The sequence below is a fragment of the Fictibacillus phosphorivorans genome (assembly GCF_001619875.1).
GTDB classification, from domain to species: Bacteria; Bacillota; Bacilli; order Bacillales; family Fictibacillaceae; genus Fictibacillus; species Fictibacillus phosphorivorans_B.
Genome location: NZ_LRFC01000038.1, coordinates 566,983 through 585,807, shown reverse-complemented (window position 1 = coordinate 585,807; position 18,825 = coordinate 566,983). Strand labels below are relative to the sequence as shown.

At 44.7% G+C, this 18,825-nt stretch carries 11 protein-coding genes; 1 reads left to right on the top strand and 10 read right to left on the bottom strand.

All coding sequences use genetic code 11. The features are described from left to right. Positions 1-82 precede the first annotated feature (82 nt). Positions 83-2,254, top strand: coding sequence for a beta-glucosidase BglX (gene bglX, locus AWM68_RS18735; RefSeq protein WP_066245283.1), 2,172 nt, complete (start codon positions 83-85; stop codon positions 2,252-2,254). Positions 2,255-2,614: 360 nt separating this feature from the next. On the opposite strand, the gene AWM68_RS18730 is transcribed toward bglX, so the two are convergent. The 10 genes from AWM68_RS18730 to AWM68_RS18685 form a co-directional block, all read right to left on the bottom strand. Continuing rightward, entirely contained in the window at positions 2,615-5,026 is a 2,412-nt protein-coding gene (locus AWM68_RS18730; RefSeq protein WP_066245281.1) for a beta-galactosidase, read from the bottom strand. Continuing rightward, positions 5,019-6,242: a glucoamylase family protein gene (locus AWM68_RS18725; protein WP_066245279.1), complete on the bottom strand. Its 1,224-nt coding sequence runs from the start codon at positions 6,240-6,242 to the stop codon at positions 5,019-5,021. The genes AWM68_RS18730 and AWM68_RS18725 overlap by 8 nt, the downstream gene beginning before the upstream one ends. 223 nt (positions 6,243-6,465) lie before the next feature. Continuing rightward, positions 6,466-7,416: a carbohydrate ABC transporter permease gene (locus tag AWM68_RS18720; protein ID WP_231868451.1), complete on the bottom strand. Its 951-nt coding sequence runs from the start codon at positions 7,414-7,416 to the stop codon at positions 6,466-6,468. Positions 7,417-7,431: 15 nt separating this feature from the next. Next, the gene (locus tag AWM68_RS18715; RefSeq protein WP_066245276.1) at positions 7,432-8,292 is read right to left on the bottom strand and encodes a carbohydrate ABC transporter permease; all 861 of its coding nucleotides are present in this window, start codon (positions 8,290-8,292) and stop codon (positions 7,432-7,434) included. Beyond that, the gene (locus AWM68_RS18710) at positions 8,273-10,552 is read right to left on the bottom strand and encodes a DUF5696 domain-containing protein (RefSeq protein WP_066245274.1); all 2,280 of its coding nucleotides are present in this window, start codon (positions 10,550-10,552) and stop codon (positions 8,273-8,275) included. The genes AWM68_RS18715 and AWM68_RS18710 overlap by 20 nt, the downstream gene beginning before the upstream one ends. Next, entirely contained in the window at positions 10,545-12,560 is a 2,016-nt protein-coding gene (locus AWM68_RS18705; protein WP_066245272.1) for a YIP1 family protein, read from the bottom strand. Before AWM68_RS18705 ends, AWM68_RS18710 begins: the two co-directional genes overlap by 8 nt. A 20-nt stretch (positions 12,561-12,580) precedes the next feature. After that, complete coding sequence (locus tag AWM68_RS18700; protein ID WP_066245270.1) at positions 12,581-13,459, bottom strand: carbohydrate ABC transporter permease; 879 nt, start codon at positions 13,457-13,459, stop codon at positions 12,581-12,583. Positions 13,460-13,478: 19 nt separating this feature from the next. Further along, a complete protein-coding gene (locus tag AWM68_RS18695) occupies positions 13,479-14,375 on the bottom strand; it encodes a carbohydrate ABC transporter permease (RefSeq protein WP_156488458.1) in 897 nt (298 codons plus the stop codon). Beyond that, positions 14,356-17,313 carry an extracellular solute-binding protein gene (locus AWM68_RS18690; RefSeq protein ID WP_066245266.1) on the bottom strand — a complete coding sequence of 986 codons (2,958 nt, stop codon included), beginning with the start codon at positions 17,311-17,313 and terminating at the stop codon, positions 14,356-14,358. The genes AWM68_RS18695 and AWM68_RS18690 overlap by 20 nt, the downstream gene beginning before the upstream one ends. Positions 17,314-17,343: 30 nt before the next feature. Further along, complete coding sequence (locus AWM68_RS18685) at positions 17,344-18,714, bottom strand: ABC transporter substrate-binding protein (protein WP_066245262.1); 1,371 nt, start codon at positions 18,712-18,714, stop codon at positions 17,344-17,346. Positions 18,715-18,825: the final 111 nt, after the last annotated feature.

Sequence of the window (18,825 nt, the reverse complement as noted above, 5' to 3'; positions counted from 1 at the left end):
TGAAAGCGCTTATAATTTTTATTAAGAAAACAATCGAAACGTTTCGATTAACTAGACCGTTCTCATAGGAGGTACTATCTTTATGCTTAAGCAAAACGTGCAACATCTCATTCAAGACATGACATTAGAAGAAAAGATCGGACAGCTGGTTCAGCTTGCTACTCCTTTTTTTAAAGGTTCATCTGATCAAGGCTTTATCACGGGTCCTATGCAGGAGATGGGGATTTCGGATGAGGTGGTCCGCAATACGGGGTCTGTTCTTGGCGGATCAGGTGCTCGTGAAACGAGAAACATTCAAGACGCACATCTAAAAGAAAACCGTCATGGCATTCCTTTATTGATGATGGCTGATATCGTACATGGTTTTAAGACGATCTTTCCTGTACCTCTCGCGATCGGCTGTTCGTGGGATATGGATCTTGCTGAAAAAAGTGCGGAGATCGCTGCAAAAGAAGCTTCCGTTTCTGGTGTTCACGTGACGTTCGCACCAATGGTCGATCTTGTTCGTGACCCGCGCTGGGGTCGTGTTATGGAATCTACGGGTGAAGATGGTTTCTTAAACAGCGAGTTTGCTCGTGCATTTGTTCGTGGTTTCCAAGGAACAGACCTCACGAACGACAAAGACCGTGTTGCCGCTTGCGTGAAACACTTTGCGGCATACGGTGCTCCTGAAGGCGGACGCGACTACAATACGGTGAACATGTCTGAGCGCCAACTTCGCGAATCTTACCTCCCTGCTTATAAAGCGGCGCTTGATGAGGGCTGTGAGATGGTGATGACGGCGTTCAATACAGTAGATGGCATTCCGGCAACGGCAAACAAGAAGCTGATGCGCGACCTACTTCGTGACGAGTGGGGCTTTAATGGTGTGATCATCTCGGACTGGGGTGCTGTAAAAGAGCAGCTTCCGCACGGTGTAGCTGAAGATGAAGCAAAAGCGGCATATAAAGCGCTCACGGCTGGTGTTGACATCGAGATGATGACAACATGCTACATCGACCACGTGAAGGAGCTTGTGGAAAGCGGCAAGTTATCTGAATCTCTTGTTGATGAATCAGTTGAACGAATTTTAACGTTAAAGCAGAAGCTCGGACTTTTTGAAGATCCATATCGCGGTGCTGATGAGAAGCGTGCGGAGGAAGTCATTTTGTGTGATGAGCATCGTGAAGTTGCACGTGAACTCGGTGCTAAGTCTTGTGTTTTATTAAAAAATGAAGGTAACGTTCTTCCCCTTCAACCAACGCAAAAAATTGCACTGATCGGCCCGTTCGCGACAAACGGCGATCTGATGGGACCATGGTCGTGGCAAGGTGCCTATGATGATGTCGTAAAAGTGGACACAGGTCTGTTAAACAAGTTAGCTGATCCTTCTCTTTTGACAGTTGCTGAAGGCTGTGAAGTGGAGTCAGGAACAGCTGAGCAACTGGCTGAAGCTGTTAAAGCTGCAAGTGATGCAGATGTGATCGTGCTTGCACTTGGAGAAGCTTCGTTTATGAGCGGTGAAGCGGGATGTCGCGCTGATATCCGTCTGCCTGAAATTCAGCTTCAATTGATCCAAGAAATGAAAAAGGTAGGTAAGCCGATCGTGACGGTTCTGTTTAACGGCCGACCGCTTGACCTGCATGGTGTGACAGATCAAGTCGACGCTGTGCTGGAAGCTTGGTACCCTGGGACTGAAGCGGGTGCTGCAATTGCGGATCTTTTATTTGGAGACGTGAATCCGTCTGGCCGCTTATCGATGTCGTTCCCGTACTCGGTTGGACAGGTGCCTGTTTATTACAACCACTTCAACACAGGTCGTCCTCAGCCAACTCCAGACAATAAAGAGCGCTATCTCTCGCATTATCTCGACATTCCAAACGAGCCTCTATTCCCGTTTGGATTTGGATTGAGCTATACGGAGTTTAAATATGATGATGTGAAATTGTCTAGTGATGTGTTGACGGAGGATGGATTCATTACGGCTTCTGTCACGGTAACGAACACAGGTGATGTTGCTGGTGAAGAGCTTGTTCAGTTATACATTCGCGATATTGCTGGTGATGTTGTTCGTCCGGTGAAAGAGTTGAAAGGTTATAAGAAGGTTGTTCTTGAGCCGGGCGCGTCGGAGGAAGTTACGTTCGAGATCACAGAGGAAATGCTTCGCTACCATCACGAGAACCTTGAGTTTAAGAGTGATGCTGGTAAGTTTGAGGCGTTTATCGGGAAAAACAGTCATGATGTTGTGAGTGTTCCTTTTAGGTTGGTTAAATAATGGATTTGAAGTGACTGCTCTAGAGTTGAGCAGTCCTTTTTTTGTGTTTTTACGGTACGTGTTCTTATATGTATTACACGTTCGCGCAGTCATGATCACTTTTCGCTCAATAGACCCTTCGTTTCGCTCAGTGAACCCTTGTTTTCGCTCAATAGACCTTACGTTTCGCTCAGTCAACACATGTTTTCGCTCAATGGCGCTCAGATCATTAATAATCCACTTATATTACCCAGTATTTTCACTATAAAAGGCCTGAAGTTGCTTACAAGAGCAATTAAACATGCTATTTTCAACCTCCATAAACAACTTTTTATCTAAATACATAGAAAAAGACCGCTCCCTAAGAGCGGCCTCACCTTACTATCCCAACCATACCCGAAGTTGAACGTCCACTTTTGCGTGTTTCTTACTGCGAACAAGCGTCAACTCATTATTTTCTTCAATCACATAATCAGCGCTCGGTAAAATCTTCGTTCCAGGGTCAAAAGCTATCACATCTTGCACCTGTGTTAAGCGGAAATCAATGTGATCTGCACTTACACCAGTAATTTCTGCTGTCGCGTAAGCAATCTTCGCGTTGCCCACAGCTAGATTCATAGGCAGCATCACACCGTCTTTGCTCTGCAACAACAGCTTCCTACCACCGAACAACGCTTTCCCATCTTCATAAACGGTAAATTCTTTATCGAAGCCGTCTAAATTTAAAAGATGAATAAAACGTTCGCCTTCCTCATCAGCAGTCGATGTCATAAAGATACCGTGATGCTGATAGTCGTGCGTTAGTTTTACATGACTGCCTAATCGTTCAAATGCTTTTTTAAAGAAAGGCAGATCGCAACGATAGGAACTTGCAATAACGATTGCACGTCCACTTCCCACTTCAGACTCAAAGCCACACACATCACCAGATCCGTATACCCTTAAAATTGGAGTCACATCTGGCCCTACATCAAAACGCTGTACGAATCCTGAACGAATCTCTGGCTGCGCTGAAGCCCAGCTGTCTCCATAGATCGAAAGGTATTTTCTGTGACCATCACGGCTCGTGCCTTTATACGTCACACCAAGCGCTTCCGCTAGTATCGTACAGTCTTTCCCTTCCATATCAAAAAGTGGAACCTCACCGTACAGGAGAATCCGTCCGCCATCATTCAAATAGCTTACAAGTTTCTCCTGAATCGCGCTGTCCATATAACGAGCAGAAGGTAAAGCGAGGACTGGTGTCACAGCTGCATCGAGCGGTTTGTTCTGCACATCGACTGCGGTAAAACGGTAGCCATTTAATAGCATGGCTCGTCCCATAATCTCCCAAGCTCCAGCACCTCGGTTTGCTTCAATGTTTGAGATGATCTCACGCATCACGTCACTCTTCGGATAACGGTATTCTGTCATATAATAATCCGGAATGAACGCGAACGATACTTCATCACGTTCTTCATCCATTCGCGCGAGCTTATCACTCACCGCCATCACACTTTGGTTTACACGTGACATGCGTGGAAACGTATAGTTGTAGTTTCCTTCTGGACCGATTGGGGCCGCAAAACCATGACGTTCACCCGTTGATGCGATGCGGTCGTTGCCATCGTCAACAAGCGTATCGAGCCTTGCATTTTTTCCACCTGCAAACAGATAATAGTTGATCAATCGGTTTCCTTGAACAAGGCACATGCGCAATTTAAAATCGGCAGCCGACGGATCATATCGTTCACCGAGTGTCTCACCAAAGTTTCCGTCACCACAGTTGAACTCAACAGACGTTAACGGTTGGTCTTTATCATGAACGGCTTCCATCAGACCGTTAATAATGTAGAGATCTTGGAACGTTTTCATGTCAAGGTCGCCAAAATAAATATCAGATCCAGAGATGTATCCTGGTCCTTGTGTGTACGATTCATAAAGCTGACTGATTCCGATTGGGTACGTCAGGCCTCTGCCCCCGCCCGTTCCGTGGATATTTACAACGAAAGGAATGTCTTTTACGCCGAACTCTTCCGCGTACTCTCTCAAAATCGCGATATATTTTGCGAATCGATAGCGCATGTAGTACCCAAGATCTTTTAAAAGCTGGGCTGCATACTCTTCTTTTGGAGAACGGAATGCAGCGTTTCGCTCAGCACCCTCTTCCAACGAAAATGGATAGCGGACTGAAACGTTATCGCCGTATCGTTCGCTCAGCCAATTTGATAAATCGTTCAACACGTTGTCCGTCAAATCTGGTGTATTGCTCACCCATGACAGCATTCCAATCTCGTTATCAAGCTGAAACGCAATGATCTTCCCGCCGTTCGGATAGATGCGCGGCGTGATGACTTCCATTACTTTTTCATAATATTTACGAACTTCTTGTAAATATCCTGGTGCAAGATAATCCACGGTCGGCGTTGTTGGTTCGCTTTCGTCCCACCCTACTGGAATGATTTCAGGATGCTTCTCGTACACCCAATAGGGCAGTCCTTCGTTTTTCATCTCGGCCATGATGAACGGACCTGGACGAACGAAGAAATAAAAGCCGTTTTCCGTACAAAGATCGATGAACCCGGCAAGGTCTGTTTCAGGACGCGTCTTTCCAGTGAAATCGAACTGTCCTTCGACAGGCTCATGCCAAAGCCATGGCACATATGTCGCAACGGCATTACATCCTGTCTCTTTTAATTTGTCCAACCGGTCTTGCCAATCGCTTTTATCGAGACGGTAGTAATGAATCTCACCGCACGTGATCAGGACAGGCTTTCCGTCGATGATGATCTGTTTATTCTTGATCTCAATCATTTTGCAGGACTTCCTTCTGGTTTTTCCAACCTAACAGATCAGCACCTTGCTTCACGTACTTATTTTTCATAAACAGATCCCACACGAGACCTGATTGATAGTTTTCAATCATGAGAAGTGTGATGCCTTTGTCGATCCCGATGACATGGTCTGAATACCAGGCAGGGGTTACATCCAGATTATAAGAATCTTGGAAGCCATATTCACCCCAAAGCTGTGGATGTTCTTCATAAAAATACTTCATCGCCGCGATCGACTCTTCTGGCGTGAAAACAATCGATCCCGCTGCTCCAGTCGGTGCGATCGTTCCTTCGAGCTCTGGCTCACACCCTTCATAATAAGGAGGAGCACCAGGAACGCGGTAGCCGGTCGGACTCGCACAAGCGGTTAAGCCCCAAGCGTTTTCATGATAGGTCTTGAACTCACTCGATTTTTCTTTACAGAACGCACGGTTTGCTAGGGATGCTTTTACCGAGTTCTCGAACCAGTTGATTCCGTCTCCGTCCACGATATTTCTAAAATCGATGAACGCATGTGAATATTGATGAACAAACATCGCGTTGCCTGGCGCATGAATGTACTCATAATCTTTGTACGTTCCTTTTCTGCGTTGAAATCCTTCATAGATTTTGGCAGGAACCGGATGTGTAGGAGATGCGACACCAAGCACATACGTCATCATTTGCTCCGCGTACATGTCCCAATGGTGGAAGCCGCCTGTTTCCGGGTTATATCCCATATAGAACTGGTTCACCGGCTCATCATAATACACGTTCCAATCGATGCGAGCATAGATTTTCTCAAAAAGCTCTGCGATCTCGCCGCCGAAGTATTCAGCTGACGTTACAGCTCCACACAAAAAGATTGCCGTATCGATGATCGACGCACAATCATACCACTCTTCGTTCTTTTTCCCTGTCTGCATGTTTAAAAAGTGGTAAAAGAAACCGCTCGCGTGTTCTACGTTGTTCAGGAATGTTTCAAGCGTCCCTTTTGTGCGTTCATAGCCTTCTTCTTTCGTAATCCATCCGCGCTCGATTCCGATGATGATCGCGGTTAATCCGAAGCCGTTTGATGCGATACTTGCTACTTTTTTGTTCGCTGACTGATCGAGGATCAACCCATATCCAGGGCTCTCTTTATCCGTGTTTGCTTCTTTCCAAAAGAAATCAAAGCATCCTTTTGCTTCAAGGTCCAATAGTTTCTGTGTATCCATCGTTATTCCCCTCTCTTTTTTGTGGGTCTTTCAAACCATCCGAGTGAAGAGCGTTTCATTACGCTCCAGGTGCTTCGCTTTCCGCGGGGCGACCGGTGAGCCCCTTGCCGCTTTGCGCCCTTAAGGGTCTCACCTGCCCGCTCGTCCCGCAGGAGTCTCACACCTTCTGCTCCATTCCACTTTTTCTAAGAAGAATCTCACAAAAAGAGTGAGGACCAAAACATTACTCCCCAGTAATCCCCGAACGGTCCACACCTTCAACAAACCAGCGCTGTGTAATAAAGTACACGATCAAAAGCGGCAGAATCGACAGGACCGTTCCTGCCATCTTGATTCCTTCGTTTAACTGGTTGCCGCCGCTCACTCCCATCTCAGCAGGAAACATCTGCTGATACGTCGCGACGAACTTCTGCAATTGCAGTGGAAGAGTCGTTAACGCATCACCAAAATAGATCGCCGCGAGATACGTTTCGTTCCAATACCAAACGAACGAGAACAAAAACGAGATGATGATCGCAGGAGCCGCCATCGGCAATGCGATGGTGAAAAAGATCCGAAAATGCCCTGCTCCGTCCAGCTGTGCTGCCTCTTCCAGTGCTTTTGGTACCGCTCTAAAAAACTGATAAAAGATCAAGATAAAAATCGCGCTGTTCAATCCTTGTCCGAACGTTGCCGGAAGCAAGAACGCACTCAAACTTCCGAGTATATTCAGCTCATTAAAGAAGATGTATCTCGGAATGAGTGTCACCTGCGGCGGGATGATAAACGTTGCGAGCACAAGAACGAACATCATGTTTTTCCCGCGAAAATCAAATCGAGCAAGTCCATAACCGACGACCGCTGCAACAGCAGTCTGTGCCAACGCAGGAAGGACCGTCACATACAGCGTTTCCATCAACGTTGAGAAAAAGTTTAGAACGGTATTCGCCTGCTCATAGTTTCCGGTATAAAACTGTGTTGGAATCCAGTTTACGAGCGGATTCAAAAGATCGTCCAAACTCTTAAAGCTGTACACACCCATGTAGAGAAGCGGATACAAATACACGAACCCGATCCCCACTAAGAGTCCGTAGATCAAGAGCTTATAGAGAAGACCATCCGTCCCCTGCATGCCCAAAAACATCCGTCTTGTTTTAAAGTAATACTTGTTTACTTGCTGTGTTTTGGTTTGCACGTTGATCACATCCTCTTAGGTGTATTTTTTCTTTCTTTTTACCGTCATCACACCAACCGCGATTGCGAGCGATCCTGCGATGATCAGAAAATAGATCCAAGACAGAGCCGATGCATAGCCATAGCCCGTGTCTACTTTAAACATGTTCTTTTGTATGTGCTCAATGATCGGATTCAACGAGAAGACGGAATAAGTGACGATCGTATAGATCAGGTTTACGATGATCATCGGCGTAAGGCTTGGCAGGGTGATCTTCCAGAAGAACTCCCAGTTGCTTGCACCGTCGATCTTTGCGGCTTCAAAAATCTGCTTGTCCATCTTTTGTAAGGCCGCCAAGAAAATCAGGATCTGTACACCTGAATACCACAGGATTACAATCAGATTTTTGATCAGATAAAGCAGTATGCCGTTAAAGAAACCATCCGGATTATCGTTTAATGCCTGATAGATTGCGTACTGTTCAATAGAAGGAATGGTCGTGATTCCTTGGTCGATCAACTCTTTGATCACCGGTCCGCTCGCGATAATAACAGGCAGGAAGAAAATCGTCCGGAACATGCCACGGAACTTGATTCTCTGGTTCAACAAAAGAGCGATGATTAACGAAAAGACGATAATGATCGGAACGGATATAACCATTTCTTCTAAATACGTTAATACACGGTCTACGAATGTTCCGTCAACGGTAAACGCATATTGATAGTTTCCAAACTTCACAAAGTTTGTTTTGATGCCGTTCGTTGTGATCTTTACTTCTTGAAAGCTTAAAAAGAGTGAGTATAAAAGCGGAAAAGCCGTAAAGATGAGAAAGCCGATGATCCATGGTGAAACAAACAGCAATCCAGTAAGATTTCTATTATTGCCTAGTCGTTTCATCGCTTTCTCCCCTTTCTGTTACAACAAAGTTCTTTGGCTCTACTTCGACTCCGTTATTTTTATAAGCCGCGTTCGTGTAGTTGACGATGATCACTTTTCCGTTTGTATATCCCACTTCCACGATACCTGTTTGAGGCACATGACGGCTCACGATCTCTTCGCCTTCTACCTCACCGAGACTTTTCTTGATGTTTTCGTACTGATACAAAATCTTATCTTTCCAGATTGAATATTCAGATGTATAAACGTCCTTCGACGCTGTTTTAGCTAAAAGATGTGACGGTTCATTCGTTAAAAGATACGACGGATACGCGCCGTACTCGATCATGCGCAGCATCTGATCTTCTGAATCTGACTGAAAGTTCGAGAACGGTGCGTAGTATGGCATGTACCCTTTTAACACGATCTGCAGAAACGGCACGGTGTCTGTTTCAAACACATAGTTTGACGCATTCATCGGAATGTCGAGGTATCTGTCTGTTTGACTCCATAAGTACGTGTTCGGTTCATATAAAGCAACGTTCCCTACCTTTTTATTCAGCGTGCTGAACAGCTTCTGATAAGTCGAGATCGTCTGATTTCGATCGCTCGTTTTCTTTTTGCTATAGTCAGAGAACAATGTATAACCACTCGTATCGATCGCCACGTTTGAGATGCCATATTTCTCATAATCTATAGCATCCTCTTTCGCAATAGAAAGTGACTTTTCTGGTGAAAGATAATACAGTGTTTTCTTATCTTCACTGTGTGAAATTGTTTCTGAACTGATCTTTTTCGCAACGTCTTTACTGCCTGAATAACCGGATGCCCCGTCATACGCTTTTGTGTAATCGCTATAAAAATAGAGCGGAATGTTATCTTTTCTAAGTCTATCGATCGTGTTCTTAACGTCGTCACTGTTTCCAAGCTCGCTTTCAAACGGAAACTTTTTCGGCAGTGTTCCGGTTAACCCGCCTTCAGACCAGCCTTTATAAACAACAAACAGATTATCGATGTCTTTTTTTAGCGTTGACGTCATGCTCGGGATGTCTGCGACTCTCGTCATAGGCAGAACAGAGTCCCATAATAGACCTTCCTTCACTTCACCGCCTAAGAATTCGAGTCTCACACCTGTTTTGTCATCGATCTTCTTAAGCTGTTTTGTATCTGTGAGATGGTGCTGATACGCTTTTGCCATCCCCACATAATCCGCTTCATCTTTCTGTAAGAACATGTATCTCAGCTTGACGCCGAATGGGTTCTTTGATTTTTGATAAACGTTTAAGCCCTTCATGTTCTTACTCGTCGGCTGATAATATTCTTTTCTAAAATGAAACTCTGAAGAGATCCAGTTAAAGTCGGTCGAAACACCTGATGGATAGGCTAGGATATCACCATAAGTGTAGCCATCTTCAATCACAGCTAGAAAAGCGTTCTGCTTCACACCATGAACAGCGCCAAACACAGGCATCTTGATCTGTTCAACCGGTGTTACCTTTCCGTCCTTCTTTCCTTCTGTTTTTTTGAATGCTTCGTCTTCACCGTAAACAGATCCCGTAAATGGTGCATCTGCTTTACTTCCACTCTCCTCATACCGAATCAGCGCACCGCTGCCATCCGGTATGAACATGTAACCGTTGATGTCGTTCTTGTTTACAGCTCCAAAAAACGGATACACGCGCATTGAGATCAGCTTCGTGTACTTGTTTTCTTTGATCTCACTCTCGGGTATCGAAACAACAAGATCACTTCCTTGGAGCTCAACGATCACTTCGAATTCTAGCTTCGATTGGTTCATATAAAGAGATGCCGTAAAGCCTTTATCGGTCATCTTCACACGCGGCCGCGAATCGTTTGTCGTGATGCTCTCGGTTTTTACTTTTCCGCGCCGATCCATGTATTCAACGGTAATGGCCGATTGCGCCATCTGTTCCCACGTTTTGTTCAGTCGGTACTGATCTGGCTGATCTAGTCCTGAGTTCCAAACATACTGAGTTTTCTTGTTCTGAACTTTGATTGCGAGCGTTTCTTCGTTCACATAAAGTACTAGATCTTCATTTTCAGCTGCTTTTTCAAAGCCTTTAAACGAGTTTTTCTGTTTTACGGGTTTCGCATTCGCTTTCTCAGGCTTCGTGAAAGATGAAGACGTATACTTCATCACATTTTGACTCGTTTCAGTTGGTACGGGAGGCTGCTCCGTACTTTTCTTATCATCTTTTGCCGCGAATACAGAGATTGGCACGAGCAAAGCAAGAAGGATGATCGATATCTTTTTATACACGTAGAACAGCCTCCTTTATGATGGAATAAACAAAATCGTACACTTGATCGATCAACACGAACACGATGAACACGACAAGAAGCATGATCACCATACCGAACAGCGTGACGAAGATGTTTCTGATTGTGTCTGAGAACGTGTAGTTGTGGATCTCTTTAAGCATGATGAAAAGGATGATGAGACACCATGCATAGATGATTCGAATTGAGAAAATATAAACAAACGCTTCATTGTAGGTCAGCACGTTTGACAAAAGGGTAAGAATTGGACTGAACACGAGAAACGGAGCGAGTGAATAGATCGTTCCGATATAAATGTCCTTAAGCCTTCCTTCACCGTCGTTGATCGTACTAACGAGATAATTCACCACAATAAACAGCGCAAGAGGCACGAGCAGTAAGAGAAGCTCGCCAAATAGGTTTGCGTCACTGCTCACCGTGTTAAAGATAAACCCGGTATAAAATCGGCTGTAGATATATTCCACGATTAAAAGGACATACAAAATGGTCGCAGATAACACAGAAGCATATCTTTTCTTCTTCAAGTAATAAAAGCTGTCGATCGGATGACGGAAGAACTTGAACAAAAAGAGCAGCTCTCCTATCAATCTCTTATTCTTGAATGTTCCGATGCTTCTCTTTGGCTGATCCAAAATGCCTTTCTTTTTATCAACCGCTTTCAAGACATAATACAGAATGGCTAAGAAAATCACTGTAAACAAGACGGATTCTAAGTTTTCCTGCATCCACGCATGTCGGACTTCCCAGAACGAGTCGGAATAACCGTACACGTCATTTGCAAACTGATATTCTTCTAACGCCTTATCATAGTCTTGCTGCTTGTAGTAAGCAGAACCCATCGCTGAATGCGCGAGACCGAACGAGGAGTTCATCTTCAGCACTTCTTCCCAGTACTTCTGACTCTCTACATAACGGCCTTCTTTAAAAAGGGCGATGCCTTCATGCACTTGTTTGGAAAAAGCAGTAGATTCAAAGACTTGTATCATGCCGCGTTCTTTATCTGTAACGTATAGTCTGCCGTCTGAATCAATCGTGATGCCTGTCGGCTGTTTGAACAATCCGAGACGGTTCGTTCCGTCGTCTTTTCCGCCGAAGATAAATAGTAGATTTCCGAAGCTGTCATATTCATAGATCTCACCGGTGCTTGATACGACGAACATGTTACCTTTTTTGTCTATTGCAATATCCTGAAGTGATTTCTCTTCTGAAATATCCGGAAACAGCATGTTCTTTCCGGCTACATTCAGTTTTTTAATCACTTCATTCGTCGTTCCTTCTGTCACAGAATAGACGAGACCTTGTTCATCGAGTGCAATATTATCTGGTGCGGGTGGTGTCTTCATGAACATCCTTGCTTTTTTGCTTTCAGACGTAAGAAGCTGTTGTAGAAAGGATCCGAACGATGCTTCGGTGCTGTTTACACCGTAATACCCCAGAAAATCTCCATCTTTACTCAGCTGAACGATTCCGTTCGTTGACCCTTCACTGATTACATAGATGCTGCCGCGACGGTCAACCGCTACTTTTTGCGGTTTAAAAGAAGAACTTTTACCGAAAAGCGGTGAATCCGGCTTTCCGAATTCTGCTTCTACTTTGCCGTCTTTTGAAAACCGGAACACCTTTTCTTCTCCATAATCGGCTACGTAAATCTTTTCGTTTTCGTCCACATAGACGCCTGTTGGTGAATTGAGAACACCTTTGCCGATCTCACGGACAAAATTACCGTTTTTGTCAGCCATCACAACCTTTTTCGCACCAGAATCGACCACATAAAGGTTTCCTTTTGCATCAGCAAAGATATCTTCCGGGTTCATGATCTCAAAGTTTGGCAACAATGTGCCGACTGGTGTGTAGGCTGTCTGTGTTTCAATCGTCTGGCCATCGGCTGATAACGTTTCTGTCTTATAAGGGACAGAAGCAGAAGCGATAGTCGAGATTGGAACAAGCAAGAATACCAATAATGCTACAAATTGGGCAATGCGCTTCATTTCTCCCCCCTCCTACTTTCTTACTTGATTCCTGAATGGGCCATCGTGTTCATCACCTGGCTCTGCAGAATGATAAAGATAATTAAATTTGGTACGAACATGATCAGAGATGCCGCTGCTGCGAGTCCTTGTCCTGCTACGTTGTTCCCAGCAACCGTCGAAGTTAAAGTCGACATGTAGAACGAGAACGTCTTCAATCCTTCATCGTTTACATAGAGCGATGAACTTTCAACGCTGTTCCAAACGAGCTGGAAAGATAGAATGGCGATCGTTGCAATCGCAGGTTTGACGAGCGGAATGATGATCCGTACGAAGATCTGAAAATCAGACGCTCCGTCAAGCCTAGCTGCTTCAAGCAACTCATCCGGGATTTGGTCGATAAACTGTTTGACTAGAAATAGACCGATCGGCATCGCGAGTAACGGCAGGATATGGACCAAAAACGTATTGATCAGTCCTAGCTCGTCGATCAACAGATAACGCGGAATCATTACCGCTGCTGGTACGAACATGAGCGCTAACGTGTTGATCTCAAAGATCGCTTTTTTCATCTTAAAATTTTTCTTAGACAACGCGTAGCCTGCCATCGTGCTGATGATTACAGTCAGAACAACAACGATAAGTGTGACAACAACACTATTGAACAAAAAGCGCGACATAGGAACACCGGTATCGTTTGTTTTCGTGAACAGATCTACAAAATTCTGAAGTGTCGGGTTATCTACAAAAAAGCGAGGTGGATACGCGAACAGTTCATCGATCGGTTTGAATGCATGAAAGAATATATAGACGATCGGCAAAGCCATAAAGATAGCCAGTGGTATAAGAAATGCAAGGAACTTCAGCTGGCTTTTATGAAACTTTGACGGGTTCATTCTTGTCCCTTGAAAGGCCGACATATTTATCACTCCCTAAATACTAGTCCTTCTCACCAAACAGCCTCCAGGCTACCTTTGAGAACAGATATACAACGATAAGCAGCACGACCGAGATCGCTGCGGCATAACCCATCTCATAACGGATAAAACCATAATCTTCTAAGTGATTGACCATAAGCTGACCGGCATATTGCGGTGTCGGGTTTGCACCAGATAAAGCAACACCAATCGCCCCAGCCTGAAACGTACCAACGACTGCCATAACAGCGCCGAAAAGCATCTGCGGCTTCATGGATGGAATCGTAATATAGATGATCTCTTGAAAACGGTTGTTGATTCCGTCGATGTATCCAGCTTCATAGATCTCGGTGTTGATGTTCAAAACACCTGATAACATCGCGAGAAACCCAACACCCATAGAGCCCCATAATGTTACGAAAATCATGATTTTCATCAGATATTCTGGCGACTGCAGCCACTGAATTGGCTCTAATAAGACACCCATCGTTAGAAGCAAGCTGTTTAGATAACCGGTCTCATCTCCACTGAAGATGATCGTCCAAACGACCGCCATCGCTACACCTGCCGTCATAGACGGCGAGTAGATGACGAGTGCAAGCACCGTTCGCATGCGTTTCGGTACTTGAGCGAGTGCCCATGCGAGTATGAACGATAAGATATACCCGCCTGGGCCGACGATCAGTGCGAACGTTAACGTGTTCGGCAGGATTTTCTGCATGAACACTTCATCCTGCGTGATCAGACCAACGTAGTTGCTTAATCCGATGAACGTCGGTGTTTCAATCGCATTAAAATACGTGAATGACAAAAGGATTGCCGCTGCAACAGGTATGATGATAAACGTTGTAAAAAAGATGATATACGGAGCAAGAAATAGCCAAGGTGAATAATCTCGTTTATTTGTTTTCGTTTTCATTCTCATCGCCTGCCCAACTTTTCACTTGTTCTATCGTAGGAATCGGATACGGCTTGACCATCTTGCCATCCTTCACATATCCGAACTCTTCCATCTTTCTCTTGATCTCCCTGTCGATCGCAACGACAGAGTCATCGACTGCAGATCTTGGGTTCACACCATCAAACACGATGCGGTTCCAAATGTTTGAAAGCTCACGCTCGATCATGTAGGAACCTGGATTTTTTGGTACCTCATATAAATACTCCCATTGCTCCAGGATCGTTTTCTTATGCTCCTCAGGCCAAGGAAGGTTCTTAAACGCTTCTAGGTTCGACGTGTTCCACATGTATTCTGGTCCGTACAGCATTTGAAGATTAGTCGCGAATTCGGTCTGCGTATCTTCTGACAGCCACCATTTTAAAAGTTCCCACGAATCATCCTTGCTCTTTGTCCCTTTAAAGATCATCGCAGACTGACCTGAACCTGTTGCCCAGCGTTCAACCGTTCCGTCCTCTTTTTTCACACCTGGATGTGGAGCGATATCCCACCAGCCTGCAATCTCAGGAGCGGCAGCAGTCAGCTGCGTATATGTTGTAAAGTTTGCGATCCCGATCGGAAGCGTTGAATAGCGGAAATGGTTATAAAAGTTTGGCACTTGTAAGGGCATGCTATAGATCGTGTTCAGCTCTGCCATGAACTGTATGCCTTTTAACGATTCCTCTGTTCCGATTGCCGTTTTCATTCCATCTTTTCCGTACAGGTCACCGTCAAATTGATACACGAAAGGTGCTGTTGCTTGAAACGGCTTAAACCCTGTAGCACCTGCAATATGAGAATAATAGTTCATTCCAAAACGCTGAAGCTCAGGCAAGATGCTCTTCACATCGTCCCACGTATCTGGAACAGGAAGACCTAGCGCCTGCAAGATATCTTTTCTATAAAATTGAACATAAAAGTCTTGTGTCTCTGGCATCGCATAGACAGAATCACCGATCATGAGCGGAAGAAAAGCTCCTGGTGAAAACTGCTTGCTAAATTTTTCAAAGTCATCAAACTGATGCAGATCAACGGCTACACCACGAATGGATAGCTCATATGGCAGCCACGTACTAATGCCAAGCGCAACATCTGGCTGTTTGTTCGACGCACTCGCGAGAATCAGCTTCTGTTCTTCTGGCATGATGGAGAACTTTACTTTGATACCCGTCTCTGGTGTAAAGTTCTGATCGGATAGATTTTGAAGGAGCTCTACGTATTGGCGTGGCCGGTTTACCCAAACCTCCAACGTATCCTCTTCCGCTTCACTCGCTGAGTAGTTCTCCGAGAAGAACGATAAGAAGAAGCGTTGAACGGAGTCGATCAGCTTTTCCCAAAAACCGGCTTCTGCATCAGGCAGTTCTTGGTTGTCACCATGCACGTAGAAGCGGTCTATCGTTAACGGCTGTTCTGGCAATGTTACGAGCATGTTTCCTAATAACTGTGCCGCTGAAGAAGACCCTTCTGACAACTCTGTTAAGCGGCTTGGAATCTGATCAGGTTTTTTGCTAAGCGCTCTTAGCTTTTGAACGGCCATCTCAAGCGAAACCATATCTTTTGAATCTTCTTTTGTTTCATCAAGTGTTCTCAGGTATTTTAGTTCTTTCTCTAACTCGTCAGCCCAGCCATCCAGTTTTTTATCGATGCCTGGAATGTATTCGCTGATCTTCCAGCCACGAGAAGTATCTGTCTGGTTCCCCGTAAGCTTTCTGATCTCAAGTGTCAGCTCTTCCATCTCCCGCATGACTTTGTTAGTCGTATGAAGTACGGGTTCAACAGGGGAAGCATCCGCTTCTAAGCCGATTCGATGTTCACCTTTTGATAGATAAAACAGAAACGCTTTTCCATCTCTATTCTTTAGCGTGACGTTCGCCCAGTTTTTATTAAAAGAAAACGTAACAGGTGCCGCTTCTTGAAATGGAACTTCACCGTCAATCAATAGCTTTCGGAATACTGGACCACTCGTTTCTTTGTTCTGCAGCACTTTGAACGTCAGCTTATAGAAGCCGTCTTTTTTTACGTTAATGTTCCAGTTCACGGTCTGTCCGGAGTCTTTCCACGATTCAGAACCCAGCGTGTTCAGCAGAAGGTTCTTTGGAGAACTCGGTACAGCTGATGTATCGTCTGCTGCAAATGGGCGGATGTATGAGCTATTCTTTTCGTAGTCCTTTTCAGCTTCTTGTGTGATGATTGTTTCAACCACTTTTGCCGCTTCATGCTTTTGTACGTATTCTTTATAGCTTGGGAGTTTGCTAGGTGATGTGACGTACGCCTTTCCTAGCAGCATCTCACCTGATAGATTTGTAAGCTGGATCGTATTCTTCCCTTTTTTCAGTTCGTAGCGCAAAGGTTTAGCTTGCAGCTGGCTCGCATCTTCTGCTGTTAACGTGTTCCAGCGCTCGATCCGTTCTTGCTTTGGGATCATGTCGTTGTCGAACCGATCTTTCTCGAAAGTGTTTTTCTGGTTTTTCCAGTCGGCCGGAAACACGATTCTTCGGCTTTCATAAAAAGGATAGTTACCGTTCACCTGAATGGCGCCCTCTATTGGAACAACCTCGTTGCTTAATGGAAAATAGTCGAATGCTAGTTCATAAAGCCCCGCTTCCTTCACATCAACTTCATACGAAACGGACTCTCGGTTATGCCAATAGAAAACACGATCTTTGTAACCCTTACTCTCGGATTTCGGCAGCAAGTTCTTTTTGTCATTGATCTTAAAATCAGAAGGAGAGACAGACGCTTCAAACTCTGAAGCGTCCTTTGTCCCATTCTTCTCCCAGCTTTTAAGGACGGTATGATAGTTTTCCTCCACGACTTGTTCGGCAGGTTTAACCTTACTGTTGCCTTTTGCAGATGCATATTGTTGTGGAAAAATGAGACACAGCATTAAACCTAACCAAAGAAATCTTTTAAACTTCATACTATCAACCTCCCCTTAAACTTCCGGCTTCTATTTATCTTTTAAAGCCTCATTTGCTTCTTTGCTCTTTTGATCTGCTAGTTGATCAAGCTGTTTTGCATAGTCTTCAATCTTCACGTTGCCTTTAATAACGTTATCTAAAAGCAATGCAATTTTTGCGTTCGCTTCTTCTCCAATCTTCACGCCTGTCGGTGCTTCCCAGCGTGCATCGACATAACCAGGAACCGTTTTAACCGGCTCAACGATGGCGTTGTCTAAGTTGTCGTAAGCTGTCTTGATTCCAGGAACTTCATTGATCGCGAAGTATTCATCTAAGATTTCAGGATCTGCGTTAACCGGAAGTGTGTTTAGTGCTTTTCCTTCCTTTTCAGCGATAGCCATACGCTTCATGAATCCTTCTTTTCCAAATGACATCCATTTCGAGAAAAGGAATGCTTCTTCAGCGTGCTTACTTGTTTTAGAAATACCTACAAAGTCGTTCGTTACACCTGTTCTCCCGCCAGGAAGACCGATGAAATCAAAGTCGAACGTTCCTTTTTCAACAAGTGCAGGAACACCCCAAGTGCCGTCCCATTTCACAGCAACTTGTCCGTTCATCCACACTTCCTCTGGGTTCTCACCCTTAAAGTTAGCTTTTAGGTCATCTGGAAGAGATTCGTATGCATAGTTGTTAGTCGTAATTTCTTTTGCAAGGTTAGCCCCAGCGATAAACTCTTTTGAGTCTAATGCATATTGTCCGTCTTTCAATGTGTACCAGCCCATATCAGGGTTAACCGCAGCCGGATACCAGTCTGCTACCGAGAACGCATGGTTCGTTCCAGCTACACCTTTGTTGATGTTTGTTACTTCTTTAATCGATTTTGTATATTCTTCTACTGAAAAACCAAACTCTGGATAATCAAGGTTTGCTTCGTTAAATAGGTCTTTGTTGACTAGGTAGCCTAAGAAATGCTGTGCAAATGGAACCGCATACACTTTATCGTTGTATGTTGCAGATTCGCGTACCGCTTCAGGAATATTTGCAAAGTCTTTGTCATTTTCCGTCATTTTCGTCAGGTCCATCAGCCAGTCGTTTGAAAGGGAAGTTGGAATTTGTGGCAAAGCAAAAACGTCTGGCATCTTACCTGCACTTGCTGCAGCAGCGAGTGTTCCGTTCCAGTCTGTCGGGTTTATGGATTCATCAATCTTCACTTTGATATTTGGGTACTTTTCTTCAAACGCTTTGATCATAAGGCGCTCAAGGTTTTGTTCTTTTTCAGTGCCAAGTGACCAGCTCGCATAAGAGATTGTCACGTTTTCTTTCTTGCTGTCACCATCAGAGCTTGCTTTTTCATCTGAGCTACATGCGGCTACTGAAAATAACAAAGCAATGATCATAAGAAGGGATAAAACTTTCTTCATGCTTATCAACTCCTGAATTTTTTTTGGTGTTGCTATGTTTCTCCTGTAAGGGGTTGATTTCCGTTTCGGGTACTTCGCTTTCCGCGGGGCGTGCGGTGAGCCCCTACCGCT